General features: G+C 64.3%; 27 protein-coding genes and 1 tRNA gene. 26 read left to right on the top strand and 2 right to left on the bottom strand.

Features of this window, described 5'->3' with window-relative positions; all coding sequences use genetic code 11:
• Positions 1 to 5: 5 nt before the first annotated feature.
• Complete coding sequence (locus tag AC27IO_RS05370) at positions 6 to 281, bottom strand: hypothetical protein (protein WP_284405983.1); 276 nt, start codon at positions 279 to 281, stop codon at positions 6 to 8.
• 97 nt (positions 282 to 378) lie between these two features.
• Between AC27IO_RS05370 and AC27IO_RS05365 the strand changes: the two genes are divergently transcribed.
• The 23 genes from AC27IO_RS05365 to AC27IO_RS05255 all read left to right on the top strand — a co-directional run bounded on the left by AC27IO_RS05365 (position 379) and on the right by AC27IO_RS05255 (position 22,285).
• Complete coding sequence (locus AC27IO_RS05365) at positions 379 to 1,539, top strand: pyridoxal phosphate-dependent aminotransferase (protein WP_498737702.1); 1,161 nt, start codon at positions 379 to 381, stop codon at positions 1,537 to 1,539.
• A gap of 121 nt (positions 1,540 to 1,660) precedes the next feature.
• Positions 1,661 to 1,927 carry a 30S ribosomal protein S15 gene (gene rpsO / locus AC27IO_RS05360; RefSeq protein ID WP_007849123.1) on the top strand — a complete coding sequence of 89 codons (267 nt, stop codon included), beginning with the start codon at positions 1,661 to 1,663 and terminating at the stop codon, positions 1,925 to 1,927.
• A gap of 207 nt (positions 1,928 to 2,134) precedes the next feature.
• Positions 2,135 to 4,378, top strand: coding sequence for a polyribonucleotide nucleotidyltransferase (pnp, locus tag AC27IO_RS05355; protein ID WP_498737700.1), 2,244 nt, complete (start codon positions 2,135 to 2,137; stop codon positions 4,376 to 4,378).
• Between the two features lie 91 nt (positions 4,379 to 4,469).
• Positions 4,470 to 5,462, top strand: a complete 993-nt coding sequence (locus AC27IO_RS05350) for an NAD(P)H-quinone oxidoreductase (protein ID WP_498737698.1) — start codon at positions 4,470 to 4,472, stop codon at positions 5,460 to 5,462.
• A complete protein-coding gene (gene tpiA / locus AC27IO_RS05345) occupies positions 5,459 to 6,202 on the top strand; it encodes a triose-phosphate isomerase (protein WP_498737696.1) in 744 nt (247 codons plus the stop codon). The genes AC27IO_RS05350 and tpiA overlap by 4 nt, the downstream gene beginning before the upstream one ends.
• 41 nt (positions 6,203 to 6,243) lie before the next feature.
• Positions 6,244 to 6,618, top strand: a complete 375-nt coding sequence (gene secG / locus AC27IO_RS05340; RefSeq protein ID WP_284395671.1) for a preprotein translocase subunit SecG — start codon at positions 6,244 to 6,246, stop codon at positions 6,616 to 6,618.
• 121 nt (positions 6,619 to 6,739) lie between these two features.
• A tRNA-Leu gene (locus AC27IO_RS05335) sits at positions 6,740 to 6,824 on the top strand.
• Between the two features lie 72 nt (positions 6,825 to 6,896).
• Positions 6,897 to 7,256 (top strand): NADH-quinone oxidoreductase subunit A, encoded by a 360-nt coding sequence (locus AC27IO_RS05330; RefSeq protein WP_092744429.1) that lies wholly within the window; start codon positions 6,897 to 6,899, stop codon positions 7,254 to 7,256.
• Between the two features lie 24 nt (positions 7,257 to 7,280).
• A complete protein-coding gene (locus AC27IO_RS05325) occupies positions 7,281 to 7,760 on the top strand; it encodes a NuoB/complex I 20 kDa subunit family protein (protein ID WP_007849129.1) in 480 nt (159 codons plus the stop codon).
• Between the two features lie 10 nt (positions 7,761 to 7,770).
• The gene (locus tag AC27IO_RS05320) at positions 7,771 to 8,379 is read left to right on the top strand and encodes an NADH-quinone oxidoreductase subunit C (protein WP_487088098.1); all 609 of its coding nucleotides are present in this window, start codon (positions 7,771 to 7,773) and stop codon (positions 8,377 to 8,379) included.
• A 27-nt stretch (positions 8,380 to 8,406) separates the two neighbouring features.
• Positions 8,407 to 9,660 (top strand): NADH-quinone oxidoreductase subunit D, encoded by a 1,254-nt coding sequence (locus tag AC27IO_RS05315; protein WP_317359385.1) that lies wholly within the window; start codon positions 8,407 to 8,409, stop codon positions 9,658 to 9,660.
• Entirely contained in the window at positions 9,657 to 10,214 is a 558-nt protein-coding gene (gene nuoE, locus AC27IO_RS05310) for an NADH-quinone oxidoreductase subunit NuoE (RefSeq protein ID WP_317359387.1), read from the top strand. Before AC27IO_RS05315 ends, nuoE begins: the two co-directional genes overlap by 4 nt.
• Complete coding sequence (gene nuoF / locus AC27IO_RS05305) at positions 10,211 to 11,566, top strand: NADH-quinone oxidoreductase subunit NuoF (protein ID WP_487088102.1); 1,356 nt, start codon at positions 10,211 to 10,213, stop codon at positions 11,564 to 11,566. The genes nuoE and nuoF overlap by 4 nt, the downstream gene beginning before the upstream one ends.
• A gap of 15 nt (positions 11,567 to 11,581) precedes the next feature.
• Entirely contained in the window at positions 11,582 to 13,720 is a 2,139-nt protein-coding gene (gene nuoG / locus AC27IO_RS05300; protein WP_498737692.1) for an NADH-quinone oxidoreductase subunit NuoG, read from the top strand.
• Positions 13,717 to 14,793, top strand: coding sequence for an NADH-quinone oxidoreductase subunit NuoH (gene nuoH, locus AC27IO_RS05295; RefSeq protein WP_272567990.1), 1,077 nt, complete (start codon positions 13,717 to 13,719; stop codon positions 14,791 to 14,793). Before nuoG ends, nuoH begins: the two co-directional genes overlap by 4 nt.
• Before the next feature lie 12 nt (positions 14,794 to 14,805).
• Positions 14,806 to 15,318, top strand: a complete 513-nt coding sequence (gene nuoI, locus AC27IO_RS05290) for an NADH-quinone oxidoreductase subunit NuoI (protein ID WP_092744422.1) — start codon at positions 14,806 to 14,808, stop codon at positions 15,316 to 15,318.
• A 34-nt stretch (positions 15,319 to 15,352) separates the two neighbouring features.
• Entirely contained in the window at positions 15,353 to 16,021 is a 669-nt protein-coding gene (locus tag AC27IO_RS05285) for an NADH-quinone oxidoreductase subunit J (protein WP_498737689.1), read from the top strand.
• Complete coding sequence (nuoK, locus tag AC27IO_RS05280) at positions 16,018 to 16,326, top strand: NADH-quinone oxidoreductase subunit NuoK (RefSeq protein ID WP_005793248.1); 309 nt, start codon at positions 16,018 to 16,020, stop codon at positions 16,324 to 16,326. The genes AC27IO_RS05285 and nuoK overlap by 4 nt, the downstream gene beginning before the upstream one ends.
• A 29-nt stretch (positions 16,327 to 16,355) precedes the next feature.
• Positions 16,356 to 18,389: an NADH-quinone oxidoreductase subunit L gene (gene nuoL, locus AC27IO_RS05275; RefSeq protein ID WP_498737687.1), complete on the top strand. Its 2,034-nt coding sequence runs from the start codon at positions 16,356 to 16,358 to the stop codon at positions 18,387 to 18,389.
• A 13-nt stretch (positions 18,390 to 18,402) separates the two neighbouring features.
• The gene (locus tag AC27IO_RS05270; protein WP_284395542.1) at positions 18,403 to 19,878 is read left to right on the top strand and encodes an NADH-quinone oxidoreductase subunit M; all 1,476 of its coding nucleotides are present in this window, start codon (positions 18,403 to 18,405) and stop codon (positions 19,876 to 19,878) included.
• 24 nt (positions 19,879 to 19,902) lie between these two features.
• Positions 19,903 to 21,396 (top strand): NADH-quinone oxidoreductase subunit NuoN, encoded by a 1,494-nt coding sequence (gene nuoN / locus AC27IO_RS05265; RefSeq protein ID WP_272551660.1) that lies wholly within the window; start codon positions 19,903 to 19,905, stop codon positions 21,394 to 21,396.
• A gap of 40 nt (positions 21,397 to 21,436) precedes the next feature.
• Positions 21,437 to 21,745, top strand: coding sequence for a DUF2818 family protein (locus AC27IO_RS05260; protein ID WP_498737684.1), 309 nt, complete (start codon positions 21,437 to 21,439; stop codon positions 21,743 to 21,745).
• A gap of 54 nt (positions 21,746 to 21,799) precedes the next feature.
• Positions 21,800 to 22,285, top strand: a complete 486-nt coding sequence (locus AC27IO_RS05255) for a DUF1178 family protein (RefSeq protein WP_317359405.1) — start codon at positions 21,800 to 21,802, stop codon at positions 22,283 to 22,285.
• A gap of 57 nt (positions 22,286 to 22,342) precedes the next feature.
• On the opposite strand, the gene AC27IO_RS05250 is transcribed toward AC27IO_RS05255, so the two are convergent.
• Positions 22,343 to 24,136, bottom strand: coding sequence for an ABC transporter transmembrane domain-containing protein (locus AC27IO_RS05250; protein WP_498737682.1), 1,794 nt, complete (start codon positions 24,134 to 24,136; stop codon positions 22,343 to 22,345).
• A gap of 355 nt (positions 24,137 to 24,491) precedes the next feature.
• Here AC27IO_RS05250 and AC27IO_RS05245 point away from each other — a divergent pair, with 355 nt between their 5' ends.
• The 3 genes from AC27IO_RS05245 to AC27IO_RS05235 all read left to right on the top strand — a co-directional run.
• Positions 24,492 to 25,265, top strand: a complete 774-nt coding sequence (locus AC27IO_RS05245; RefSeq protein WP_272551665.1) for an ABC transporter ATP-binding protein — start codon at positions 24,492 to 24,494, stop codon at positions 25,263 to 25,265.
• Positions 25,262 to 25,972 carry an ABC transporter ATP-binding protein gene (locus AC27IO_RS05240; protein WP_284395527.1) on the top strand — a complete coding sequence of 237 codons (711 nt, stop codon included), beginning with the start codon at positions 25,262 to 25,264 and terminating at the stop codon, positions 25,970 to 25,972. Before AC27IO_RS05245 ends, AC27IO_RS05240 begins: the two co-directional genes overlap by 4 nt.
• Before the next feature lie 84 nt (positions 25,973 to 26,056).
• Positions 26,057 to 26,516 (top strand): ABC transporter substrate-binding protein (locus AC27IO_RS05235; protein WP_498737679.1); only part of this gene is annotated, 460 nt, incomplete at its 3' end.

Genomic DNA, 26,516 nt, shown 5'->3' with positions numbered 1-26,516 from the left:
AAGGCTCATGGCTTGGCATATCCAAGACACGCTCCGGCGTTCGGTCGCCCTTTGCATTCTCTGTACAGCCTGCGATCGCGTTCGGCAGTCGACTCTTCGGAGGTGCTTCGTGGAGTGGTCGTTTTCAACTTGACCGTATTCTTTCTTTTGTTGTCCTGCGCTGAATTCGAGGCATCGGTCGTTGTCGCTGCATGGGCCGCAAGCGTATTCATGCCGAGTGAGACTCCGGCGCAAAGCAGGAAGGCAAATCCTGCAAGGTGTTTGGCGGTTCGAGTGGGCATGGGTTCCTCCCTGGGATTTTGATTTCAGGATATTGTGGCGCAAGAGCATGGTGGAAGCCGCTACGATGCCCGCTGATCTTTTGCTCTGGAAGTTTCGATGCGCGCTACCGTCATCCACCTTGAAGAATCCAAAATCCGTGAAGTGGCCAACGCGGGAATGGGCCGCAGCGATGTGCTCGCTTTCTGGTTTGGCGAAAGCGATGAGGTCACCCCTGAGCCTGTGCGGCGGGCGGCCATGGAGTCTCTTGGGCGGGGAGAAACCTTCTACTCTCATAACCTGGGGCTGCCCGAGCTGCGCAGCGCGATCGCCTCGTACACGAGCGCATTGCATGGGCCGATCGCTGCAGACCGGGTGGCCGTGACCTCCGGCGGGGTGAGCGGGCTGATGCTGTCCATGCAAGCGTTGCTCGATCCTGGTGACGAGGTGGTGGCGGTGACGCCGGTGTGGCCCAACCTGACGGCGCAGCCCCAGATCATGGGCGCCCGGCTGAGATGCATTCCGTTGCGTCCCCAGCCGGGGGGCGCATGGGTGTTGGACATGGATGCGCTGCTGGCTGCCATCACTCCCTCCACGCGGTTGGTGATCGTGAATGCACCCAACAATCCCACGGGCTGGACGCTCACGCGCGACGAGCAGCGTCAAATCATTCAGCACTGCCGTACGACGGGCACGTGGATACTGGCCGACGAGGTGTACGAGCGGCTCTATTACGACGATCCGTCCAACTCGGTGTGCGCGCCCAGCTTTCTGGATCTGGCAGAGGCTGAGGACCGATTGGTCGTGGTGCAGAGCTTTTCCAAAAGCTTCCTCATGACTGGCTGGCGTCTGGGCTGGCTGGTCATGCCGGCGGAAATGACTCATCACATGGGCAAACTCATCGAGTTCAATACCTCATGCACGAGTGTCTTCACCCAGCAGGCGGGCATTGCGGCTTTGCAGCATGCGTCAGAAATCACGCCCCGTGTCGTCTCTCATCTTCAGGTGTGCAGGGATGCGTTGGTTCCCTTGCTGCAGGCGCTGCCGGGCATTGAGGTCGCCAGTCCGCGTGGCGGTATGTATGCGTTCTTTCGGCTGCCCGGCCAGGGCGACTCTCTGGATTTGGCCAAGCAGTTGGTGCGGGAAGCCGGTTTGGGGTTGGCACCGGGCAACGCGTTCGGTCTGGAGGCGCAAGGATGGTTGCGTTGGTGCTTCGCTTCCCGCGATCCTGAGCGGTTGGTGCAAGGGGTGCAACGGCTCAAAACATGGCTCGGGGTATAATCGCAGAGTTTTGCATGGTGCAAGACGCACGCTTGTGGCCATTCCAGCCGCTTGCGCAAGTAAGACAGGGGCAGGGCAGCCACGCGCTGCAATCTCCGGCCCCGCAATTCAAGGAAAACCAATGATCGCATCCTCTATCAAGGCCGAAGTCGTCAAGGCCAACGCCCGTGCTGCCAACGATACCGGTAGCCCGGAAGTTCAAGTGGCGCTTCTGACGGCCCGCATCAACGAACTGACCCCTCACTTCAAGACCCATGCCAAGGATCACCACGGTCGCCGTGGTCTGCTGCGCATGGTGAGCCGCCGCCGCAAGCTGCTGGACTACCTGAAGGCGAAGGATGCTGAGCGTTACACGGCATTGATCGCCAAGCTGGGTCTGCGCAAGTAAGCGCATTCGCATGCCGAAACGCCTGGGTTAGCACGCTAGCTCAGGCGTTTTTTTACTTCGGAGCCGCAAAACAGAGCGAAGCTGTGTCATTCCAATGGCCTTGTTCCATCGAGGAAAAGGGCAGGGCCACTGGAATGGCATCGTGTTCTGAATTGCACTCCTTTGCAGGCTGGTTCTGTGTAGCCAGCGATTAAAAATGGAGCAAACATGAGCATTTTCAACAAAGTCACCAAGTCCTTCCAATGGGGCGACAAGACCGTCGTCATGGAAACGGGCGAAATCGCCCGCCAGGCTTCCGGCGCCGTGCTGGTCAACATCGATGACACCGTCGTTCTGGCCACGGTGGTGGGCTCCAAAACCGCCAAGCCTGGGCAGGACTTTTTCCCCTTGACGGTGGATTACATCGAGAAGACGTACGCTGCCGGCAAGATCCCTGGCAGCTTCTTCAAGCGCGAAGCCAAGCCCAGCGAGCATGAAACGCTCACGAGCCGCCTGATCGACCGCCCGATCCGCCCTCTGTTCCCCGAAGGCTTCTTCAACGAAGTGCACGTGGTCATCCATACGGTGTCGCTGAACCCTGAAGTGGATGCGGACATCGCCGCCATGATCGCCGTGAGCGCTGCGCTTTCCATCTCCGGCATCCCGTTCAACGGCCCGATCGGTGCGGCTCGCGTGGGCTACATCAATGGCGAATATGTGCTGAACCCCGGCCAGACGGCCCGCAAGAATTCCCAGATGGACCTCGTGGTGGCCGGCACCGAAGCTGCCGTGCTGATGGTCGAATCGGAAGCGCAGCAGTTGTCCGAAGAGATCATGCTGGGCGCCGTGGTGTTTGGCCATGAACAAGGCAATATCGCGATCAACGCGATCCACGAACTGGTGCGCGATGCTGGCAAGGCCGTCTGGGACTGGCAGCCGCCAGCCAAGGATGAGTCCTTCATCGGCAAGGTCAACGCCCTGGCGGAAGAAAAGCTGCGCGCGGCTTATCAGATCCGCAGCAAACAGGCTCGCACGCAGGCCTTGCGCGAAGCGACGGCTTCGGTGCTGTCGGCTTTGAAGTCAGAGGGCGCCGAGTTTGACGCGGTCAAGGTCGAAGGCTTGTTGTTTGACATCGAAGCCAAGATCGTTCGCAGCCAGATTCTGGCGGGCGAGCCCCGCATCGACGGCCGTGATACCCGCACGGTCCGCCCCATCGAAATCCGCAATGGCGTGCTTCCCCGCACCCACGGGTCCGCCCTGTTCACGCGCGGTGAAACCCAGGCGCTGGTGGTTTCCACGCTGGGCACCGAGCGGGACGCCCAGCGCATTGACGCACTGGCAGGCGAGTACGAAGACCGTTTCATGATGCACTACAACATGCCTCCCTTCGCCACGGGCGAAGTGGGCCGCATGGGTTCGACCAAGCGCCGCGAAATCGGCCACGGCCGTCTGGCCAAGCGCGCGCTGGTGGCGGTGCTGCCGACCAAGGAAGAGTTTCCCTACACGATGCGTGTCGTGTCTGAGATCACTGAGTCGAATGGCTCCTCTTCGATGGCTTCGGTGTGCGGCGGCTGCCTGTCGCTGATGGATGCCGGCGTGCCGATGAAGGCGCACGTGGCGGGTATCGCCATGGGTCTGATCAAGGAAGACAACCGTTTTGCCGTGCTGACCGACATCCTGGGCGATGAGGATCATTTGGGCGACATGGACTTCAAGGTGGCTGGCACCACGGGTGGCATCACTGCGCTGCAGATGGACATCAAGATCCAGGGCATCACCAAGGAAATCATGCAGGTCGCGCTGGCCCAGGCCAAGGAAGCGCGCCTGCACATCCTGGGCAAGATGCAGGAAGCCATGGGCGAGGCCAAGACCGAGGTCAGCAACTTCGCACCGAAGCTGTTCACGATGAAGATCAACCCTGAGAAGATCCGTGACGTGATCGGCAAGGGCGGTGCGGTGATCCGTGCCCTGACGGAAGAAACCGGCACGCAGATCAACATCGACGAAGACGGCACCATCACGATCGCGTCCACCGACAGTGCCAAGGCAGACGAGGCCAAGCGCCGCATCGAGCAGATCACGGCGGAAGTCGAGATCGGCAAGATCTACGAAGGCCCCATCGTCAAGATCCTGGACTTCGGCGCATTGATCAACTTGCTGCCCGGCAAGGACGGTCTGTTGCACATCAGCCAGATCGCTCACGAGCGTGTCGAGAAGGTGACCGACTATCTGACCGAGGGCCAGATCGTCAAGGTCAAGGTGCTGGAGACGGACGAGAAGGGCCGCGTCAAGCTGTCGATGAAGGCTTTGGCTGATCGCCCCATGGGCGACAGCGGCGGCCGTCCTGCACCTGCAGAGCGGGGGGAGCGCTCGGACCGTGGCGAGCGCCGTGAGCGCCGCGAAGGTGCCGATCAGCAGCAACAGCAACAGTCCCTGGCTTCCGGCGAGTCGTCGGGTCAGATGGACGCCTGAGTCCCAGCACGATTGAAATGAGCGCTGCCGGCGCGGGCTTTGTCTGCGCCGGCGCGGTATTCATCTCGACTTTTGTAGCAAGGTGATGGCTATGCGTGTGGTGGAAATCGAAAGCCCGGGCGGCCCCGAGGTTCTGCGTCTGGCAGAGCGTCCGGTGCCCGAGCCAACCCGGGGGGAGTTGCTCATTCGGGTCGCGGCCAGCGGCATTAACCGGCCCGACGTTCTGCAGCGCAAGGGGCACTACGCCCCGCCGCCGGGTGCGTCGGATTTGCCGGGGCTCGAGGTGGCAGGGGTGATCGAGCGGGGCGATCGGGCTGCGATGGACAAGGTCGGCCTCAAGGTGGGGGATCGCGTCTGCGCGCTGGTCGCTGGCGGTGGTTACGCCGAGTACTGCGTAGCACCCGTTGAACAATGTTTGCCCGTGCCGGACGGTTTCACCGACGTCGAGGCGGCCTCGCTGCCGGAAACGCTTTTCACCGTATGGAGCAACGTGTTCGACCGCGGCCGCCTGCAATCCGGTGAAACGCTGTTGGTGCAGGGTGGAAGCAGCGGCATCGGTGTGACGGCCATTCAATTGGGGCGTGCATTCGGCGCCGCGGTCATCGTCACGGCCGGCAGCGATGAAAAATGCGCGGCCTGCCTGGAAATCGGTGCACATCACGCCATCAACTACAAGACCCAGGACTTCGTCGCAGAGGTGCAGCGCATCACTGGTGGCAAGGGGGTGGATGTGGTGCTGGACATGGTCGCAGGCGATTACGTCGCCCGCGAGATCGAGTGTCTCGCCGAGGATGGGCGCCTGGTGATCATTGCCGTTCAGGGAGGCATCAAGGCCGAGTTGAACGCGGGTCTCGTGCTTCGCCGCCGTCTCACCGTCACCGGCTCCACGCTGCGGCCTCGGTCCGTGGCGTTCAAAGGCGCGATTGCCCGTGCCCTGCGCGAGCAGGTGTGGCCGCTGCTGGCATCCCGCAAGGTTCGCCCGATCGTGCACAGCACGTTTGCCGCGGCGGAGGCTTCCAAGGCGCACGCGCTGATGGAGTCCAGCCAGCATGCAGGGAAAATTGTTTTGACGTGGACCGCATGAAAAAGAAATTGATTGCCGGGAACTGGAAGATGAATGGCAGCCTGGCTTCCAATCAGGCTTTGGTGAACGCGTTGCGCGAAGGCATGGGGCAACCCGGCTGCGAAGTGGCGGTGGCGGTGCCTGCGCCTTACCTGGCGCAAGTGCAGGCCCTGGCCGACGGCTCCGCTGTTGCAGTCGCCGCGCAGGATGTGTCGGCGCACGAGTCCGGCGCCTACACTGGGGAGGCCTCTGCCGCCATGCTGCTGGAGTTCGGGGTGCGCTACGTGTTGGTGGGGCATTCCGAGCGGCGCCAGTACCACGGAGAAACAGACGAGGTGGTCGCGGCCAAGGCGCAGCGTGCGCTGGCGGCGGGCATCACACCCATCGTCTGCGTCGGAGAAACGCTGGCAGAGCGTGAGGCGGGGCATACGCAGGCCGTCGTCAAGCGCCAGTTAGCGGCCGTGGTGCACGCGAACGGGCACTGCATCAGCGAGATCGTCGTCGCTTATGAGCCCGTTTGGGCGATCGGTACGGGCCGCACCGCCACGCCCGAGCAGGCGCAGGAGGTCCATGCGGTGCTTCGCGCCCAATTGGCGGCGGCAAGCCCTCAGGCGGATCGCATCCGTTTGCTGTACGGCGGAAGCATGAACGCGGCAAATGCCGCCCAGCTGCTGGCCCAGCCTGATATTGACGGCGGTCTGGTGGGTGGGGCGTCGCTCAAGGCCCAGGACTTTTTGCAAATCATCGCCTCGGCGCAATAAAGACGCCGGCATACAGCTATCAAATTAGGAGTGAATAGAGAATGAACGCGCTTGTGAATGTGATTTTGGCAGTGCAGATCCTGGCTGCGCTGGGGATGATCGGTTTGATCTTGATCCAGCATGGCAAGGGTGCGGACATGGGGGCAGCCTTCGGCAGTGGAAGTTCTGGCAGCCTGTTCGGCGCCAGCGGCAGTGCTAATTTCCTGTCGCGCAGCACCGCAGTGCTGGCAGGGGTGTTCTTCGTGGCGACTCTGGCGCTGGCGTACTTTGGCAATGTCCGTCCCGCGGGTGTTGGCAGCGTGCTGGAAGTGCCTGGGGTGGTGGCGCCTGCTCAGCCTGCTTCCGGCGCGGCTTCCGAAGTGCCTTCGGTGCCCGTGGTGCCTGCCTCCGGCGCTGGGCAGATCCCTACCAAGTAAGAAGAAAAGCGCAAAATTTGATCCTGCTCCTCGGAGCAGGGTTTTTCCGGAGTAGAATCCCGGATTGTCTGGAAAGCCAAAAACCGAACGGGTTCCTCATGCCATCCAGATGCATAAATCAGCCGTCGTGGTGAAATTGGTAGACACGCTATCTTGAGGGGGTAGTGGCGAAAGCTGTGCGAGTTCGAGTCTCGCCGACGGCACCAAAACAAAAGCCCATCCAACACGCCCATCCTGGGGCGTCTGGGTGCAGCTTCAGCGGTGAGCACATCCTCCAGATGAACCTCGATCAGTACCTCCCCGTTCTTTTGTTCATCTTGGTCGGCATCGGTGTCGGCGTCGTCCCGCTGGTGCTGGGCTATGTCCTCGGCCCCAATCGCCCGGATGCGGCCAAAAACTCCCCCTACGAATGCGGTTTCGAGGCCTTCGAAGACGCGCGCATGAAGTTCGATGTGCGCTACTACCTCGTTGCCATCCTCTTCATTCTTTTTGATCTGGAAATCGCCTTCCTGTTTCCGTGGGCGGTTTCGCTCCACGAGGTGGGGCTGACGGGTTTCATTGCCGTTGTCATCTTCCTGGCCATCCTCGTCGTGGGCTTTGCCTACGAGTGGAAAAAGGGTGCCCTGGATTGGGAATGACCGGTCTTCATAAGGAATGACACGATGATTGAAGGCGTGATGAAGGAAGGCTTCATCACCACCAGTTACGACTCGGTGGTGAATTGGGCCAAGACCGGCTCGCTGTGGCCCATGACCTTTGGTCTGGCCTGCTGTGCGGTGGAGATGATGCACGCCGCGGCGGCGCGTTACGACATCGGCCGTTTCGGTGCCGAGGTGTTTCGCGCCAGTCCGCGCCAGTCCGATCTGATGATCGTGGCCGGCACGCTGTGCAACAAGATGGCGCCGGCCCTGCGCAAGGTGTACGACCAGATGTCCGAGCCGCGCTGGGTGCTGTCCATGGGTTCGTGCGCCAATGGCGGTGGCTACTACCACTACAGCTATTCGGTGGTTCGCGGCTGCGATCGCATCGTTCCGGTGGATGTGTACGTGCCGGGTTGTCCGCCCACGGCCGAGGCGCTGATCTACGGGATCATCCAGCTGCAGCAGAAGATCCGCCGCACCAACACCATCGCTCGCGTCTGAAGGGTTGACGATGACTGCCTTTGCTATTCGACCCGAAGCACTTCGGGACGCGATTGCCGCTGCGCTTGGCGACAAAGTGCGCCAGCTTTCGGTGGCGCTGGATGAGGTGACCCTGGTAGTTTCCGCGACGGACTACCTGGCGGCCATGCAGTTGCTGCGTGATGCGCCGGGCTGCCGCTTCGAACAGCTGGTCGACCTGTGCGGCGTGGACTACTCCTCGTATGGCGACGTCGGCGTGGAGGGGCCGCGCTACTGCGTGGTCTCGCACCTGCTGTCGGTCAGCATGAACCAGCGCGTGCGGGTGAAGGTGTTCTGCCCGGATGACGATTTTCCGGTCGTGCCGTCGGTCTCGGACCTCTGGAACTCTGCCAACTGGTACGAGCGCGAGGCGTTCGACCTGTACGGCATCGTGTTCGACGGGCACAGCGACCTGCGCCGTATCCTCACCGACTACGGCTTCATCGGGCACCCCTTCCGCAAAGATTTTCCGTTGTCCGGGCACGTGGAAATGCGCTACGACGCCGAGCAGCGCCGCGTTGTCTACGAGCCGGTCACGATCGAGCCGCGCGAGATCACGCCCCGCATCATCCGCGAAGAAAAGTACGGAGGCCTGCACTGAGGCGCTCGCGCCGAAAAGTGATCCACCATGGCTGAAATCAAGAACTATTCCCTGAACTTCGGGCCGCAGCATCCGGCCGCACACGGTGTGCTGCGTCTTGTGCTCGAGCTGGACGGCGAAGTTGTGCAGCGTGCCGACCCCCACATCGGCCTGCTGCACCGCGCCACCGAAAAGCTGGCCGAGCACAAGACCTTCATCCAGTCGCTGCCCTACATGGACCGCCTGGACTACGTCTCGATGATGTGCAACGAGCACGCCTACTGCCTGGCCATCGAGAAGCTGCTGGGGCTGGACGTGCCCGTGCGTGCGCAGTACATCCGGGTGATGTTCTCCGAGATCACGCGCCTGCTGAACCACCTGATGTGGCTGGGTTCGCATGGCAACGACTGCGGCAGCTCCACCATCCTGATCTATACCTTCCGCGAGCGCGAAGACCTGTTCGACATGTACGAGGCGGTCTCCGGTGCGCGCATGCACGCGGCGTACTTCCGTCCGGGCGGCGTGTACCGCGACCTGCCGGATTCGATGCCGCAGTACAAGGCCAACAAGATCCGCAACGCCAAGGCCATCGAGGCGCTGAACCAGAACCGCAGCGGCTCCCTGCTGGACTTCATCGACGACTTCACGCAGCGGTTCCCGAAGTGTGTGGATGAATACGAAACGCTGCTCACCGACAACCGCATCTGGAAGCAGCGCACGGTCGGCATCGGCGTCGTGACGCCGGAGCGCGCCCTCAATCTGGGCATGACCGGCCCGATGATCCGCGGCTCGGGCATCGCATGGGATCTGCGCAAGACGCAGCCCTACGACGTCTATGACCGCATGGACTTCGACGTGCCGGTGGGCAAGACAGGCGACTGCTACGACCGCTATCTGGTGCGTGTGCAGGAGATGCGCCAATCCAACCGCATCATCAAGCAGTGCGTGGACTGGCTGCGTGCCAACCCCGGCCCGGTGATCACGGACAACCACAAGGTGGCGCCTCCTTCGCGCGAATCCATGAAGTCGAACATGGAGGAGCTGATCCACCATTTCAAGCTCTTCACCGAAGGTTTCCGCGTGCCCGAAGGCGAAGCGTATGCGGCCGTGGAGCATCCCAAGGGCGAGTTCGGCATTTACCTGGTGAGCGACGGCGCCAACAAGCCCTACCGCCTGAAGATCCGCGCGCCCGGCTTTGCCCACCTGGCCACCTTGGACGAAATGGCCCGTGGCCACATGATTGCCGATGCTGTGGCCATCATTGGCACGATGGATATCGTGTTCGGGGAGATTGACCGATGAATACCGAAACGAAGACGGTGGTGCCCGCCGCGTCCCAGATCACCGACGCGACGCTGGCGCGCTTTGCGCGCGAAGTGGCGAAGTACCCCGCGGAACAGAAGCAGTCGGCCGTCATGGCCTGCCTGGCCATCGTCCAGCAGGAACTGGGCTGGGTCAGCACCGAGAACGAGGCCGTGATCGCCAGCTACCTGGGCATGCCCCAGATCGCCGTGCACGAAGTCACCACGTTCTACAACATGTACAACCAGCAGCCGACGGGCAAGTACAAGCTCAACGTCTGTACCAACCTGCCGTGCCAGCTGCGCGATGGCCAGAAGGCGCTGCATCACCTGGAAAAGAAACTGGGCGTGGCCATGGGCGAGACCACGGCCGATGGCCTGTTCACGCTGCAACAGTGCGAATGCCTCGGTGCCTGCGCCGATGCGCCCGTGATGCTGGTCAACGACCGCACCATGTGCAGTTTCATGGACAACGACAAGCTCGATCAGCTCGTGGATGGCCTGCGCCAAGCCGAAGGCGTGGCATCCGCGGCCCGGGCGGAAGGGCAAGCATGACCACCGCTGCGCAGATCCTGTCGCAATTTCAGGCGACGGGCGTTCAAACCTGCTTCCACGACCGCCACATCGATCCGCAGATTTATGCGGGCCTGGATGGCACCAACTGGAGCCTCAAGGACTACGAGGCACGCGGTGGCTATGCCGCCCTGCGCAAGATTCTGGAGCAGGGCGAAGGCGTGGGCCTCACCCAGGACCAGGTCATTGCGACCGTCAAGGAATCGGGCCTGCGTGGCCGTGGCGGTGCGGGCTTTCCCACCGGCCTCAAGTGGAGCTTCATGCCCCGCTCGTTCCCTGGCCAGAAGTACCTCGTCTGCAATTCCGACGAAGGCGAACCGGGCACCTGCAAGGACCGCGACATCCTGCAGTTCAACCCGCACATCGTCATCGAAGGCATGATCATCGCGGCTTACGCGATGGGCATTTCCGTGGGTTACAACTACATCCACGGCGAAATCTTCCAGACCTACGACCGCTTCGAAGAAGCGCTCGAAGAAGCACGCGCGGCGGGCTACCTGGGCGACAGGATCCTGGGTAGCGCCTTCAGCTTCCAGCTGCATGCCGCCCATGGATTCGGTGCCTACATCTGCGGCGAGGAAACGGCATTGCTGGAGTCGCTCGAAGGCAAGAAGGGCCAGCCGCGCTTCAAGCCGCCATTCCCTGCGAGCTTCGGCCTCTACGGCAAGCCCACCACGATCAACAACACCGAAACGTTTGCCGCGGTGCCCTGGATCATTCGCAACGGCGGTGCGGCCTATCTGGCCTGCGGCAAGCCCAACAACGGCGGCACCAAGATCTTCTCGGTTTCCGGCGACGTGGAAAAGCCCGGTAACTACGAAGTGCCCATGGGCACTCCGTTCGCCAAGCTGCTGGAACTGGCGGGTGGCGTGCGCAAGGGCCGCCAGCTCAAGGCCGTGATTCCCGGCGGATCGTCCGCTCCGGTGCTGCCGGCGTCCGTCATCATGGAATGCACGATGGACTACGACTCCATCGCCAAGGCCGGCTCCATGCTGGGCTCGGGCGCCGTGATCGTGATGGACGATTCGCGCAGCATGGTGGAGAGCCTGTTGCGCCTGTCGTATTTCTATTCGCATGAATCGTGCGGACAGTGCACACCGTGCCGCGAAGGCACCGGCTGGATGTGGCGCGTGATCGACCGCATCCAGCACGGCGAAGGCCGCGACGGCGATCTGGACTTGCTCAATTCAGTGGCCGACAACATCCAGGGCCGCACCATCTGCGCCCTGGGCGATGCCGCCGCCATGCCGGTGCGCGCCATGATCAAGCACTTCCGCCCGGAATTCGAAGCGCTGATCCGCAACAAGACCCCTCAGGCGTCTGCCTCTGCCTGATCGCGAGAAAAGCATATGGTTGAAATCGAACTGGACGGGCAGAAGGTAGAAGTCGCCGAGGGCTGCATGGTGATGCATGCAGCCGAGAAGGCGGGTACTTACATTCCCCATTTCTGCTATCACAAGAAGCTTTCCATCGCCGCCAATTGCCGCATGTGCCTGGTGGACGTGGAGAAGGCGCCCAAGCCGATGCCGGCCTGCGCCACGCCCGTGACGCAAGGCATGATCGTGCGCACCAAGAGCGACAAGGCCATCAAGGCCCAGCAGTCGGTCATGGAGTTCCTGCTCATCAATCACCCGCTGGACTGCCCGATCTGCGATCAGGGCGGCGAGTGCCAGCTGCAGGATCTGGCGGTGGGCTACGGCGGCTCTTCTTCGCGCTACGAAGAGGAAAAGCGTGTGGTGTTCCACAAGGACGTGGGTCCTCTGATCTCCATGGAGGAGATGACCCGCTGCATCCATTGCACCCGCTGCGTGCGCTTCGGCCAAGAAGTGGCCGGCGTGATGGAGCTGGGCATGATCCATCGCGGCGAGCATTCCGAGATCACCACGGTGCTGGGCGATACGGTCGACTCCGAGCTGTCGGGCAACATGATCGACATCTGCCCTGTGGGCGCGCTGACCAGCAAGCCTTTCCGCTACAGTGCCCGGACCTGGGAGCTGTCGCGCCGCAAGTCGGTGAGCCCGCACGACTCCACCGGCGCCAATCTCATCGTCCAGGTGAAGAATCACAAGGTGATGCGCGTCGTTCCCTTCGAGAACGAAGACGTCAACGAGTGCTGGATCGCCGACCGTGACCGCTTCTCCTACGAAGCCCTCAACGGAGACGAGCGCCTGACGCGCCCGATGCTCAAGCAGGGCGGCCAGTGGAAGGAAGTCGACTGGCAGACCGCGCTGGAATACGTGGCCAATGGGCTGCAGGGCATCCGCACCGACCATGGCGCCCAGGGCATCGGCGCTCTGGTGAGCCCGCACAGCACGCTGGAAGAGTTGTTCCTCGCCGGCGCGCTCGTGCGCGGCATCGGCAGCGACAACATCGACCACCGCCTGCGCAATTCCGAGTTCACCGAGGCCGATGGCATCCATTGGCTGGGCACGAGCATCGCTTCGCTGTCCTCGCTGCAGTCGGTGCTGGTCGTGGGCTCGAACCTGCGCAAGGACCACCCGCTGTTCGCCCAGCGCATCCGCCAGGCTGCACGCAAGGGCTGTACCGTGAGCGCCCTCAATGCCGCAGCCTACGACTGGGCCATGCCCGTGGCGCAGTCCATCGTGGCGCCAGCCCAGGACTGGGCTGCGGTCCTGGCCGATGTGGCCGCCGCCGTGGCGCAGGACCGCGGCGTGGCTGCCCCCGTGACCACCGGCCGTGTGACCGAAGCCTCTTCCGGCATGGCCCGTGCATTGGCTTCGGGCGAAGGCCGGGCCATCCTGCTGGGCAACGCCGCTGCGCACCATGCCCAGGCCTCGAGCCTGCTGGCGCTGGCCCAGTGGATCGGTGCCCAGACGGGCGCGGTGGTGGGCTACCTCACCGAAGCCGCCAACACGGTGGGCGCGCAGTTCGTCGGCGCACAGCCGCAGAAGGGCGGTCTGAACGCCGGCCAGATGCTGGCGGGCGGCCTCAAGGCGGCGCTGCTGCTGAACACCGAACCCGTCCATGACTCCGCCGCAGGTGCACAGGCAGCGGCTGCGCTGTCAGGTGCCGAGATGGTCGTGACGATGAGCCCTTTCAAGGCCAACATGGAATTCAGCGATGTGCTGCTGCCCATCGCGCCGTTCACCGAAACCTCGGGCACCTTCGTCAATGCCGAAGGCCGCCTGCAAAGCTTCCATGCCGTGGTCAAGCCGCTGGGCGATGCCCGTCCCGCGTGGAAGGTGCTGCGGGTGCTGGGCAACCTGCTGGGTGTGCAGGGCCTCGACTTCGAGACCTCTCAGGACGTGCTGGCGAAAGCCACGGGTGCGACGGTGACCTCTCCGCTGGCCCAGCTGCCTGCCGAACGCCTGAGCAACAGCACGCGCGCCGCCATCGCCGTGCCGGCCGATGCGGGTGCCGCTCCGGTCGTGGCCAGCATCTACCAGCTCGACGGGCTGGTTCGCCGTGCGCCGTCGCTGCAGTTGACGGCCGATGCACGCCGCGCCGCTGAAGGAGTTGCCGCATGATCGACGCGCTGTACAACGGCGGCCTGCACCTGTTCGCCCAGTCCTGGTGGACGGCGGCGGTGTGGCCGGTGATCTGGAACCTGATCAAGATCGTGGCCATCGTGGCCCCCCTGATGGGCGCCGTGGCCTACCTCACGCTGTGGGAGCGCAAGCTGCTCGGCTTCATGCAGGTGCGCCATGGTCCCAACCGGGTTGGCCCGTTCGGGCTGCTGCAGCCGCTGGCCGACGGCCTCAAGCTGTTGACCAAGGAAATCATCCAGCCAACGGCGGCCAGCAAGGGCCTGTTCGTGCTCGGCCCGGTCATGGCCATCATGCCCGCGCTGGCGGCCTGGGTGGCGATTCCGTTCGGTCCGGATGTGGCCCTGGCCAACGTGAATGCCGGTCTGCTGCTGGTGATGGCCATCACCTCCATCGAGGTGTACGGCGTGATCATCGCCGGCTGGGCTTCCAACTCCAAGTACGCCTTCCTGGGTGCGCTGCGCGCCTCCGCCCAGATGGTGAGCTATGAAATCGCGATGGGCTTCTGTTTCCTCGTCGTCATAATGGTGTCGGGCAGCATGAACCTGACCGAAGTCGTGATGGGACAGGGCGCCGGCATGGCCGCCGCGAAGGGCTTTGGATTCCTGTCGTGGAACTGGCTGCCGCTGCTGCCGATCTTCATCGTCTACCTCATCTCGGGCGTGGCCGAAACCAACCGCCACCCCTTCGATGTGGTCGAAGGCGAGGCCGAGATCGTGGCTGGCCACATGGTCGAGTACTCGGGCATGGGCTTCGCCATCTTCTTCCTGGCCGAATACGCCAGCATGTGGCTCGTGTCCATCCTGGCCGTGCTCATGTTCCTGGGAGGCTGGCTGTCGCCAGTGGCGGCGCTGGACTTCATCCCCGGATGGATCTGGCTGGGCCTCAAGACCTTCCTCGTGGTGTCCATGTTCATCTGGATCCGCGCGACCTTCCCGCGCTTTCGCTATGACCAGATCATGCGGCTGGGCTGGAAGATCTTCATTCCGGTCACGCTGGTGTGGCTGCTTATCGTTGGCGCGTGGCTGCACTCGCCATGGAACATCTGGAATTGAGCGGGGACACCGATGACTGCTGTTGCTGCTACTGCATCCTTTTCGATCAAGGATTTTTTCAAGAGCTTCATGCTGGTGGAGCTGGTCAAGGGCATGGCCCTGACGGGTCGCTACGCGTTTCGGCGCAAGGTGACCGTTCAGTTCCCCGAAGAGAAGACGCCCCTGTCGCCCCGGTTCCGCGGCCTGCACGCGCTGCGTCGCTACGACAACGGCGAAGAGCGCTGCATCGCCTGCAAGCTCTGCGAAGCCGTGTGCCCGGCACTGGCGATCACCATCGAGTCCGATGTGCGTGCGGACGGTTCGCGCCGCACCACGCGCTATGACATCGACCTGACCAAGTGCATCTTCTGCGGTTTTTGCGAAGAGAGCTGCCCGGTGGACTCCATCGTCGAGACGCAGATCCTGGAATACCACGGCGAAAAGCGCGGCGACCTGTACTTCACCAAGGACATGCTCCTGGCCGTGGGGGACCGCTACGAGGCCGAGATCGCTGCAGCCAAGGCGGCCGACGCCAAGTACCGCTGAGCGCGGCTCCAGAACCCCTACAAAGACCCGATTCATGGACGCCAAGACTGGTTTCTTCTATCTGTTCTCGGTCGTGCTGCTCTTTGCAGCCTTCCGGGTCATCACCGCGCGCAACCCCGTGCATGCGGTGCTGTATCTCATCCTCGCGTTTTCGCAGGCGGCCGCCATCTGGCTGCTGCTGAAGGCGGAGTTCCTCGCCATCGCCCTGGTGCTGGTGTACCTCGGCGCGGTGATGGTGCTCTTCCTCTTCGTGGTGATGATGCTGGACATCCACATCGACTCCATCCGGCAGGGCTTCTGGCGGCACTTTCCGCTGGCGGCTTTCATCGGCGCGCTGATCGCCCTGGAAATGGCGGCCGTGCTGATGGGGGGCTTCCGCGGCATGGATGAGCCCAAGGCGGTGGCGGCCGTGGTCGATGCGGCGGGCCATGTGCTGCCTTATTCGAACACCAAGGCGCTGGGCAAGCTGCTCTACACCGAGTACCTGTACCCCGTCGAGATCGCAGCGGTCATCCTGCTGGTGGCGATGATCGCGGCCATCGCGCTCACCCTGCGCCAGCGCAAGGACAGCAAGGCGATCAACCCATCGCAGCAGATCCGTGTGCGCGCCAGCGACCGTGTGGAGCTGGTGAAGGTCGCCGCGACGCAAAAGCCTGCAGAGGAAGCAGCGGCGACGCCCACTGCCGAGGAGAAGAAGGCATGACATTGACCCTGGGCCATTTCCTGTCGCTGGGCGCGATGCTGTTCGCGCTCGCCGTCATCGGCATCTTCCTGAACCGCAAGAACCTGATCGTGCTGCTGATGGCGATCGAGTTGATGCTGTTGGCCGTGAACATGAACTTCGTCGCGTTCTCGCACTACCTGGGCGACATGCACGGCCAGGTGTTCGTGTTCTTCATCCTGACGGTCGCCGCGGCAGAGTCGGCCATCGGCCTCGCGATCCTGGTGCTGCTGTTCCGCAACAAATCCAGCATCAACGCGGAAGACCTCAACACCCTCAAGGGTTGAGTCGCCGGTACTAGCCAAGGTCTTCAAGAATGAGCCAAACCCTTTCTGCTTCGACACTGCTGGCGGTGCCCATGGCACCGCTGGTGGGATCCGCCCTGGCGGGTATCTTCGGCACCGCCTTCGGCGGCAACCGGATCGGCCGGCGGCTGAGCCACACGCTGACCATTCTCGGCGTGCTGGCGGCCTTCGTCCTGTCCGCCATGACGCTCAAGAGCGTGGCCATGGACGGCGCGCGCTTCAACGAAACGCTCTACACCTGGATGGTGGTCGGCGGCCTCAAGATGGAGGTCGGCTTCCTCGTGGACAGCCTCACGGCCATGATGATGTGCGTGGTGACCTTCGTGTCGCTGATGGTGCACATCTACACGATCGGCTACATGGAAGAAGACGACGGCTACAACCGTTTCTTCGCCTACATCTCGCTGTTCACCTTCTCGATGCTGATGCTCGTCATGAGCAACAACCTGCTGCAGCTGTTCTTCGGCTGGGAAGCGGTGGGCCTGGTGTCGTACCTGCTGATCGGCTTCTGGTTCAACAAGCCGACCGCCATCTTCGCCAACATGAAGGCGTTCCTGGTGAACCGCGTGGGCGACTTCGGTTTCATCCTGGGCATCGGCCTGATCGCGGCGTACACCAACACGCTGAACTACAGCGAGATCTTCGGCAAGGCGGGTGAGCTGGGCGCACTGTCGTTCCCGGGGACCAGCTGGATGCTGATCACGGTCATCTGCATCTGCCTGTTCATCGGTGCCATGGGCAAGAGCGCGCAGTTTCCGCTGCACGTCTGGCTGCCGGACTCGATGGAAGGCCCGACGCCCATCTCCGCGCTGATCCACGCCGCCACCATGGTGACGGCCGGCATCTTCATGGTGTCGCGGATGTCGCCGCTGTTCGAACTGTCGGACGCCGCGCTCAACTTCATCCTCGTGATCGGTGCGATCACGGCGCTGTTCATGGGCTTTCTGGGCATCATCCAGAACGACATCAAGCGCGTGGTGGCCTATTCCACGCTGTCGCAGCTGGGCTACATGACGGTGGCGCTCGGTGCCTCCGCCTACTCGGTGGCAGTGTTCCACCTGATGACGCACGCGTTCTTCAAGGCGCTGCTGTTCCTCGGCGCGGGCTCGGTCATCATGGGCATGCACCACAACCAGGACATCCGCTGGATGGGCGCTGTGCGCAAGTACATGCCCATCACCTGGATCACGTCGCTGCTGGGTTCGCTGGCACTGATCGGCACGCCGCTGTTCTCGGGCTTCTATTCCAAGGACAGCATCATTGAGGCCGTGCATGCCAGCACGCTGCCGGCCGCCGGCTTCGCCCACTTCGCCGTGCTGGCGGGCGTGTTCGTCACCGCGTTCTATTCGTTCCGCATGTACTTCCTGGTCTTCCACGGCAAGGAACGCTACGACCAGAACCCGGATGCGCACCACGACGACCACCATGCCCATGACGACCACCACGGCCATGGCCACGATGCCAAGCCGCACGAGTCGCCCTGGGTCGTCACCGTGCCGCTGATCCTGCTGGCCATTCCTTCGGTGGTCATCGGCTTCCTGTTCATCCAGCCCATGCTGTTCGGCGACTTCTTCAAGGACGTGATCTTCGTCGACGCCGCCAAGCACCCCGCGATGGCGGAACTGGCGGAAATCTTCCACGGTCCCGTAGGCATGGCGCTGCACGGCCTGCAGACCGCACCGTTCTGGCTGGCCCTGGCGGGCGTGGCGGCGTCCTACTACATGTACATGGTCAACCCGGCCCTGCCGGCCGCGATCAAGCGCATCTTCCATCCGATCTACGTGCTGTTCGAGAACAAGTACTACCTCGACTGGATCAACGAAAACATCATCGCGCGGGGCGCTCGGGCGCTGGGTACCGGCCTGTGGAAGGGCGGCGACCAGGCCGTGATCGACGGGGCGCTGGTCAACGGCTCGTGGAAGCTGGTGGGCCGCGTGGCGGGGGTAGTGCGCTGGTTCCAGACGGGCTACATCTACCACTACGCGCTGGTCATGATCCTGGGCATCTTCGCGCTCATGACGTACTTCGTGTGGCTCAACAAGTAGAGGGAAAACAAAAATGGGTTTGTTGAGTCTTGCCATCTGGGTGCCGATCGCGTTTGGCGCCCTGCTGCTGGCCTTTGGCCGCGATGAGCACGCACGCGCCGTGCGCTGGCTGGCCCTGATCGGGTCGCTGGTGGGTCTGGCCGTCACGCTGCCGCTGTACGGCGGCTTCGAGGCCACGTCCGCCGCAGCGCAGTTCGTCGAGAAGGTGCAGTGGATCGAGCGCTTCAACGTCCACTACCACCTGGGTGTGGACGGCATCTCGTTCTGGTTCGTACCGCTCACGGCGTTCATCACGGTGATCGTGGTGATCGCGTCGTGGGAGTCGATCACCGAGCGCGTGAACCAGTATATGGGCGCGTTCCTGATCCTCTCGGGCCTGATGATCGGCGTGTTCAGCGCGCTCGATGGCCTGCTGTTCTACGTGTTCTTCGAAGCCACGCTGATCCCGATGTATCTGATCATCGGCATCTGGGGCGGCCCCAACAAGATCTACGCGGCGTTCAAGTTCTTCCTGTACACGCTGCTCGGCTCGCTGCTGATGCTGATCGCGCTGATCTACCTGTACAACCAGTCTGGTGGCAGCTTCGACATCGCCACGTGGCACCAGCTGCCGTTGTCGGCCCGTGCGCAGACCCTGCTGTTCTTCGCCTTCTTCGCCGCGTTCGCGGTGAAGGTGCCGATGTGGCCGGTGCACACCTGGCTGCCCGACGTGCACGTGGAGGCCCCCACCGGCGGCTCCGCCGTGCTGGCCGCCATCATGCTGAAGCTGGGTGCCTATGGTTTCCTGCGCTTTTCCATGCCCATCGCCCCCGACGCCGCGCGCGAATGGGCCTGGCTGATGATCGCGCTGTCGCTGGTGGCCGTGATCTACGTGGGCCTGGTGGCGATGGTGCAAAAGGACATGAAGAAGCTCGTGGCGTATTCGTCGGTGGCGCACATGGGCTTCGTGACGCTGGGCTTCTTCATCTTCAACGACCTCGGCGTGTCGGGCGGGCTGGTGCAGATGATCGCCCACGGCTTCGTGTCGGGCGCGATGTTCCTGTCGATCGGCGTGCTGTACGACCGGGTGCATTCCCGTGAGATCGCGGCCTACGGCGGCGTGGTCAACACCATGCCAAAGTTTGCGGCTTTCGCCCTGCTGTTCGCCATGGCCAACTGCGGCCTGCCGGGCACGGCCGGTTTCGTGGGCGAGTGGATGGTGATCCTGGGTGCCGTCAAGGCCAACTTCTGGATCGGCCTGGCCGCGGCCACGGCGCTGATCTTCGGCGCGGCCTACACGCTGTGGATGTACAAGCGCGTCTACCTCGGCCCCGTGGCCAACGACCACGTGAGGGACCTCAAGGACATCGGCGCCCGCGAGTTCCTGGTGATGGCCGTGCTCGCGATTGCCGTGCTGTACATGGGGCTGTACCCCCGTCCCTTCACCGACGTGATGGATGCTTCGGTGGCGCAGCTGCTCAAGCACGTGGCGCTGTCCAAGCTCAACTGACCAGACTGAAACGAGAGACTCGAGATGATTGACAACATCAGCTGGCTGGCGGTGTATCCGGAGATCGTGCTCCTGGTCATGGCCTGCGTGATCGCGCTCGTGGACCTGGGCGTGACCAGCCCACGGCGCACGGGCACCTACGTGCTCACCATGCTCACCCTGACCGTGGTGGCCGTGCTGCAGGCCCTGTACGCCAACACCGGCAACACGTTCTATGGCTTCGGCAACATGGTGGTGAGCGATGCCATGGGCAACTGGCTCAAGTGCTTCGCCACCGTGGCCATGATGGTCACGCTGGTCTATGGCCGCCCCTATGCCGGCGACCGCGACATGCTGCGCGGCGGCGAGTTCTTCACGCTGTCGATGTTCGCGCTGCTGGGCATGTTCATCATGATCTCGGGCAACAACTTCCTGGTGATCTACCTGGGCCTGGAATTGCTCACGCTGTCCAGCTATGCGCTGGTGGCCCTGCGCCGCGACCATGCGACCTCGACCGAGGCCGCGATGAAGTATTTCGTGCTGGGCGCGATGGCCAGCGGCTTCCTGCTGTACGGCCTGTCGATGATCTACGGCGCGACCGGTTCGCTCGACATCGGCCAGGTGTTCAAGGCGGTCAACTCTGGCCAGATCCGCCACCAGGTGCTGGTGTTCGGCCTGGTGTTCGTGGTGGCCGGCCTCGCCTTCAAGCTGGGCGTGGTGCCGTTCCACATGTGGATTCCCGATGTGTACCAGGGCGCTCCCACGGCCGTGACGCTGATCATCGGCGGCGCGCCCAAGCTGGCGGCCTTCGCCATCACCATCCGCCTGCTGGTGGACGGGCTGCTGCCGCTGGCCATCGACTGGCAGCAGATGCTCGCGGTGCTGGCCATCGGCTCGCTGCTGGTGGGCAATCTGGCCGCCATCGCCCAGACCAACCTCAAGCGCATGCTGGCGTACTCCACGATCTCGCAGATGGGCTTCGTGCTGCTGGGCCTGCTGTCGGGCGTGGTCAACGGCAACGTGGATGCCAACGCGGTCGAGAACGCCTACAGCTCCTCCATGTTCTACGTGGTGAGCTATGTGCTGACCACGCTGGCGAGCTTCGGCGTGATCCTGCTGCTGGCCCGCGAAGGCTTCGAGAGCGAAGAGATCTCCGACCTGGCGGGCCTGAACCAGCGCAGCCCGCTGTATGCCGGCGTGATGGCCGTGTGCCTGTTCTCGCTGGCCGGTCTGCCGCCGCTGGTGGGCTTCTACGCCAAGCTGTCGGTGCTGCAGGCCCTGGTGGCTTCGGGCCAGACGCTGTACATCGCCCTGGCCGTCTTCGCGGTGGTGATGTCGCTGATCGGCGCCTTCTACTACCTGCGCGTCGTGAAGGTGATGTACTTCGATGCGCCGCTCACCGCCGCGAACGTGTCGGCCCCGCTGGACGTGCGCATGGTGCTCACGCTCAACGGCGCGCTGGTGCTGGTGCTGGGCCTGCTGCCCGGCGGCCTGATGGCGCTGTGTGCCGACGCCGTCGTGCGCGCGCTGGCGACCTGAGCGCGCCCGGGTTTCTCTCTCCAAGGCCGTTGCCCCTCCTGTGTCCGCCACCGCGTCCATCTGGTTGGTGATCGTGCTGGCGGCCGTCGGGGCCAACCTGCCGTTCTTCAGCCAGCGCTGGCTGCTGGTGGGCCCGAAGGCGGCGCCCACCAAGCCCATGGCGATGCGCCTGGGTGAGATGGCCCTGCTGTACTTTCTGGTCGGTGGCGTCGCGCTGCTGCTGGAGCGCCGCGTGGGGCAGATCGCGCCCCAGCAGTGGGAGTTCTACGCGATCACCGCCACGCTGTTCATCACGCTGGCGTTTCCCGGGTTCATCTACCGCTACCTGCTGCGGCGCAACAAGGGCTGAGGCCCTGCGCATCACCGGCTGGCTGCCTCCGTTGCCTGCTCCATTCCCATTGCCATGAAAGTGCTCGATCTCCATTGCGCACAGGGCCATGCCTTCGAAGGCTGGTTCGGGTCCGAGGCCGATTTCCAGAGCCAGCTGGCGCGCGATCTCGTTCAATGCCCCCTGTGCGGCAGCAGCGAGATCCGCAAGGGCCTGAGTGCCCCGCGCCTGAACCTGGGCGCAATGCCCAACCCGGCTGCCCCGCGCGCCCGCGAGGACGGTGCTGGCCGCACTGCGGTGGCCCACCCATCCCCTTCCATGCCCCCGGTCGATTCCGCCCTGCAGGCCGCGTGGCTGCGGGTGGCCCGGCACATCGTGGCCCACACCGAGGACGTGGGGCCGCGCTTCGCGCAGGAAGCGCGCCGCATGCACCACGGCGAAACCGAAGAGCGTGGTATCCGCGGCCAGGCCAGTGCCCAGGAAGCGGCCGAACTGCTGGAAGAGGGGATCGCCGTGCTGCCCCTGGTGCTTCCGGACGCGGCCAAGGAAACCTTGCAGTAGCCGCCTGCCGGTGCGTCGGCATCGCCGACCGGATGGCAGGCCTTGGCCCGCCAGCCTTCACTGCGTGAACTGCAGCGCCGCCAGCCGGGCGTACACGCCGCCCTGCCGGACCAGGTCCGCATGGCGGCCTTCCTCCACGATCTGCCCCTGGTCCATCACCACGATGCGGTCGGCGTTCTGCACCGTGGCGAGCCGGTGCGCGATGACCAGCGTGGTCCGCTGGCCGCTGTGGCGCTGCATGGCGGCGTCCAGCGCGGCCTGCACCATGCGTTCACTTTCCGCATCGAGCGCGCTCGTGGCCTCGTCCAGCAACAGCAGCGGTGGGTTCTTGAGCAAGGCACGGGCGATGGCGATGCGCTGGCGCTGCCCGCCGGACAGGCGCACGCCACGCTCGCCCAGGAAGGTGCCGTAGCCTTCGGGCAAGGCCGCGATGAACTCGTGTGCGAAGGCCGCGCGCGCGGCCTCCTGCACTTCCTGCTCGGTGGCGCCGGGGCGGCCGTAGCGGATGTTGTCCAGGGCCGAGGCGGAGAAGATCACCGCGTCCTGCGGCACGATGCCCACGTGGGCACGCAGGTCGCCGAGCGCCAGGCGGCGGATGTCCACGCCGTTCAGCGCGATGCCGCCGCCTGCGGCATCCACGTCGTAGAAGCGCTGCAGCAGCTGGAACACCGTGGTCTTGCCCGCGCCGCTGGCGCCCACCAGCGCGACGGTTTCGCCGGCCGACAGGTGCAGGTCGAAGCCGCGCAGGGCGGGTGCCTGCGGCCGCGAGGGGTAGTGGAAAGCCACCCGGTCGAAGTCCACGCGCAGCCCGCCGCCGGTGTCCGGCAGCGCCGCGGGCTGCGCGGGGCTGGCGATGGGCGATCGGCTGGCGAGCAGTTCCATGAGCCGTTCGGTGGCCCCGGCGGCGCGCAGCAGGTCGCCGTACACCTCGCCCAGCACGGCCACGGCCCCCGCGAGGAACATGACATAGATGACCGTCTGCCCCAGGTGGCCGGCCGACATCTCGCCCGCCAGCACCGCCTGCGTGCCTCGGTACAGGCCCCACAGCAGCAACGCCGCGTTGGCGATCACGATGAAGGCCACCAGCGCCGCGCGGGCCCGGCTGCGGCGCACGGCGGTCTGGAAGACGTTCTCGGTGGAGGCTTCGAACCGGCGGGCCTCGCGCGATTCGGCCGTGTAGCTTTGCACGGCGGGCACGGCATTGAGCACCTCGGCCGCGATGGCGCTGGAATCGGCCACCCGGTCCTGGCTGGCCCGGGAGAGGCGTCGCACCCAGCGGCCGATCCACAGCGTGGGCAGCACCACGACCACGATGGCGGCGAACACCACCGACATGATGTACGGGTTGGTCCACACCAGCATTCCCAGCGCCCCCACGCCCATCACCGCGTTGCGCAGGCCCATCGACAGCGACGAGCCCACCACGGTCTGCACCAGCGTGGTGTCCACGGTCAGGCGCGACAGCACTTCGCCGGTCTGCGTGGTTTCGTAGAACTGCGGGCTTTGTTCCAGCACGTGCGCATAGACGGCGTTGCGCAGGTCGGCCGTCACCCGCTCGCCCAGCCAGCTCACGGTGTAGAAACGCGCGGCGGAGAACAGCCCCAGCGCCACGGCCACGGCGAACAGCAGCCCGAAATGCTCGCGCAGCGCCATGGCCTGCTCGCCGCGCGTGGCGCCCACGAGCCCGCCGTCGATGAGTTCGCGCAGTGCCAGGGGAAACGCCAGTGTGGCCAGCGCCGCCAGCACCAGGAAGACCAGCGCGAGCGCAATGCGCCCGGCGTAGGGCCGGAGAAACGGCAGCAGGCCGCCGAGCGAGCGCGGGGCGCCGGAGGTGGGGGAGGAGGAGGGCATGGGGGCAGTGTAGGAGCCCGCGCCCGGATCGGCATGCGCCTTGCCGTGAAGCCCGTCACGACACAGGTTTGCTATTAATTTAATAGCTATCCGGGCAATCGAATCTAGGGCATGGAGCGGTTTTCATCCAAAGCCATGCCTGGGGCGGAAGGCGTGCGCCGGACCGCGCCCGGGCGTCCCAGAGGGGGCGGTGCCGGCCGCCGGCCGGGTAGGCGTTTATACATAGGCATTTGTCCCAGTATCTGCGCAGCGGGGGCGCGCCTTAGGATGCGGTGCAACCTAACGCAGGCCAGGGTGCCTCGCTCCCCCGGGCGAAGCGCCCCGCCCAGCACCACCACGGAGCGGCCAAGGCGCAATGAGCGACGTCATTCTCGAAACCCACAGCCTGACCAAAGAGTTCAGAGGCTTCACCGCGGTCAGCGATGTCAATCTCGCGGTCCGCCGGGGCTCCATCCATGCGCTGATCGGCCCCAACGGCGCTGGCAAGACCACCTGCTTCAACCTGCTGACCAAGTTCCTGGAGCCCACCTCCGGCGTGATCCGCTTCAACGGCGAGGACATCACCCGCGAGCGGCCCGCGCTGATCGCGCGGCGCGGCGTGATCCGCTCGTTCCAGATCTCCGCGGTGTTCCCCCACCTCACGCTGCTGGAGAACGTGCGCATCGGCCTGCAGCGCAAGCTGGGCACGGCGTTCCACTTCTGGCGCAGCGAACGCAGCCTGCAGCAGCTCGACGGCCGCGCGATGGAGCTGCTGGCCGAAGTGGGCCTGCAGGACCTGGCCGACGAGACCACCGTGAACCTGCCCTACGGCCGCAAGCGCGCGCTGGAGATCGCCACCACGCTGGCCATGGAGCCCGAGCTGATGCTGCTGGACGAGCCCACGCAGGGCATGGGCCACGAGGACGTGGACCGCGTCACGCAGCTCATCAAGAAGGTTTCGGCCGGCCGCACCATCCTCATGGTGGAGCACAACATGAAGGTGATCTCCACGATCGCCGACCGCATCACCGTGCTGCAGCGCGGCGCCGTGCTGGCCGAGGGGCCGTACGAAGAGGTCTCGCGCAACCCGCAGGTGATGGAGGCCTACATGGGCACCACCGATGGCCAGCTGCAGGGGGCCCACGCATGAGCGCGCCGGCCCTCGAAATCAGTGGCCTGCAGGCTTGGTACGGCGAGTCGCACGTGCTGCACGGCGTGGACATCACGGTGCAGCCCGGCGAGGTGGTGACCCTGCTGGGCCGCAACGGCGCCGGCCGCACGTCCACCATGCGCGCCGTGATGGGGCTGACGGGCGCCCGCAAAGGCTCCGTGCGCATCCACGGGCAGGAGACGATCCAGATGCCCACGCACCGCATCGCCCACCTGGGCGTGGGCTATTGCCCGGAAGAGCGCGGCATCTTTTCCAGCCTGTCGTGCGAAGAGAACCTGCTGCTGCCCCCGGTGCTCAAGACCGGCACGCAGGGCATGTCGGTCGATGAGATCTACGCCATGTTCCCCAACCTGGCCGAGCGCCGCCACAGCCAGGGCACGCGCCTGTCGGGCGGCGAGCAGCAGATGCTGGCGGTGGCGCGCATCCTGCGCACCGGGGCCAAGCTGCTGCTGCTCGACGAAATCTCCGAAGGCCTGGCGCCGGTGATCGTGCAGGCCCTGGCCCGCATGATCACCACGCTGCGCCAGAAGGGCTACACCGTGGTGATGGTGGAGCAGAACTTCCACTTCGCCGCGCCGCTGGCCGACCGCTTCTACGTGATGGAGCACGGCCGCATCGTGGAGCAGTTCGGCGCCGCCGAGCTGCAAGCCAAGATGCCCGTGCTCAACGAGCTGCTGGGCGTCTGACCCGGCGCGGGACGGCTTCGACCACCGCCTTCGCCCAGAGCACCCCGATCCCCCTTTCCATCGAAGACCCAAGGAGACAACGACATGAAAAAGATGAACCTCAAGGCGCTCGCCGTGCTGCTGGGGGCCGCGGGCCTCGCGACCTTCTCCGCGCAGGCGCAGGACAAGGTGAAGATCGGCTTCATCACCGACATGTCCAGCCTGTACGCCGACGTGGAAGGCAAGAACGGCGCGGTGGCGATCCAGATGGCCATCGACGACTTCGGCGGCAAGGTACTGGGCCAGCCCATCGAACTGCTGAGCGCGGACCACCAGAACAAGGCCGACATCGCCGCATCGAAGGCGCGCGAGTGGATCGACACGCAGGGCCTGACGATGCTGTTCGGCGGCACCAATTCGGGCACGGGCCTGGCGATGGCGAAGGTGGCGCAGGAGAAGAAGCGCGTGTTCATCGTCAATGGCGCGGGCTCCTCGGCGCTCACCAACGAGCAGTGCAGCCCCTACACCGTGCACTACGCCTACGACACGGTGGCGCTGGCCAAGG

The organism is Acidovorax sp. KNOB132 (assembly GCF_057541515.1).
Note: the sequence above shows the minus strand (reverse complement) of the source record. Positions and strands in the feature narration are given on the sequence as shown.

Coding starts and splice junctions, on each gene's coding strand:
- rpsO (WP_007849123.1), top strand. CDS start 1,661: ATGATCGCATCCTCTATCAAGGCCGAAGTCGTCAAGGCCAACGCCCGT.
- AC27IO_RS05245 (WP_272551665.1), top strand. CDS start 24,492: ATGAGCGACGTCATTCTCGAAACCCACAGCCTGACCAAAGAGTTCAGA.
- AC27IO_RS05370 (WP_284405983.1), bottom strand. CDS start 281: ATGCCCACTCGAACCGCCAAACACCTTGCAGGATTTGCCTTCCTGCTT.
- AC27IO_RS05315 (WP_317359385.1), top strand. CDS start 8,407: ATGGCTGAAATCAAGAACTATTCCCTGAACTTCGGGCCGCAGCATCCG.
- nuoK (WP_005793248.1), top strand. CDS start 16,018: ATGACATTGACCCTGGGCCATTTCCTGTCGCTGGGCGCGATGCTGTTC.
- AC27IO_RS05250 (WP_498737682.1), bottom strand. CDS start 24,136: ATGCCCTCCTCCTCCCCCACCTCCGGCGCCCCGCGCTCGCTCGGCGGC.
- AC27IO_RS05365 (WP_498737702.1), top strand. CDS start 379: ATGCGCGCTACCGTCATCCACCTTGAAGAATCCAAAATCCGTGAAGTG.
- AC27IO_RS05325 (WP_007849129.1), top strand. CDS start 7,281: ATGATTGAAGGCGTGATGAAGGAAGGCTTCATCACCACCAGTTACGAC.
- AC27IO_RS05255 (WP_317359405.1), top strand. CDS start 21,800: ATGAAAGTGCTCGATCTCCATTGCGCACAGGGCCATGCCTTCGAAGGC.
- AC27IO_RS05240 (WP_284395527.1), top strand. CDS start 25,262: ATGAGCGCGCCGGCCCTCGAAATCAGTGGCCTGCAGGCTTGGTACGGC.
- AC27IO_RS05350 (WP_498737698.1), top strand. CDS start 4,470: ATGCGTGTGGTGGAAATCGAAAGCCCGGGCGGCCCCGAGGTTCTGCGT.
- AC27IO_RS05270 (WP_284395542.1), top strand. CDS start 18,403: ATGGGTTTGTTGAGTCTTGCCATCTGGGTGCCGATCGCGTTTGGCGCC.
- AC27IO_RS05285 (WP_498737689.1), top strand. CDS start 15,353: ATGGACGCCAAGACTGGTTTCTTCTATCTGTTCTCGGTCGTGCTGCTC.
- nuoH (WP_272567990.1), top strand. CDS start 13,717: ATGATCGACGCGCTGTACAACGGCGGCCTGCACCTGTTCGCCCAGTCC.
- nuoI (WP_092744422.1), top strand. CDS start 14,806: ATGACTGCTGTTGCTGCTACTGCATCCTTTTCGATCAAGGATTTTTTC.
- nuoF (WP_487088102.1), top strand. CDS start 10,211: ATGACCACCGCTGCGCAGATCCTGTCGCAATTTCAGGCGACGGGCGTT.
- secG (WP_284395671.1), top strand. CDS start 6,244: ATGAACGCGCTTGTGAATGTGATTTTGGCAGTGCAGATCCTGGCTGCG.
- nuoN (WP_272551660.1), top strand. CDS start 19,903: ATGATTGACAACATCAGCTGGCTGGCGGTGTATCCGGAGATCGTGCTC.
- nuoG (WP_498737692.1), top strand. CDS start 11,582: ATGGTTGAAATCGAACTGGACGGGCAGAAGGTAGAAGTCGCCGAGGGC.
- nuoL (WP_498737687.1), top strand. CDS start 16,356: ATGAGCCAAACCCTTTCTGCTTCGACACTGCTGGCGGTGCCCATGGCA.
- tpiA (WP_498737696.1), top strand. CDS start 5,459: ATGAAAAAGAAATTGATTGCCGGGAACTGGAAGATGAATGGCAGCCTG.
- AC27IO_RS05330 (WP_092744429.1), top strand. CDS start 6,897: ATGAACCTCGATCAGTACCTCCCCGTTCTTTTGTTCATCTTGGTCGGC.
- pnp (WP_498737700.1), top strand. CDS start 2,135: ATGAGCATTTTCAACAAAGTCACCAAGTCCTTCCAATGGGGCGACAAG.
- nuoE (WP_317359387.1), top strand. CDS start 9,657: ATGAATACCGAAACGAAGACGGTGGTGCCCGCCGCGTCCCAGATCACC.
- AC27IO_RS05320 (WP_487088098.1), top strand. CDS start 7,771: ATGACTGCCTTTGCTATTCGACCCGAAGCACTTCGGGACGCGATTGCC.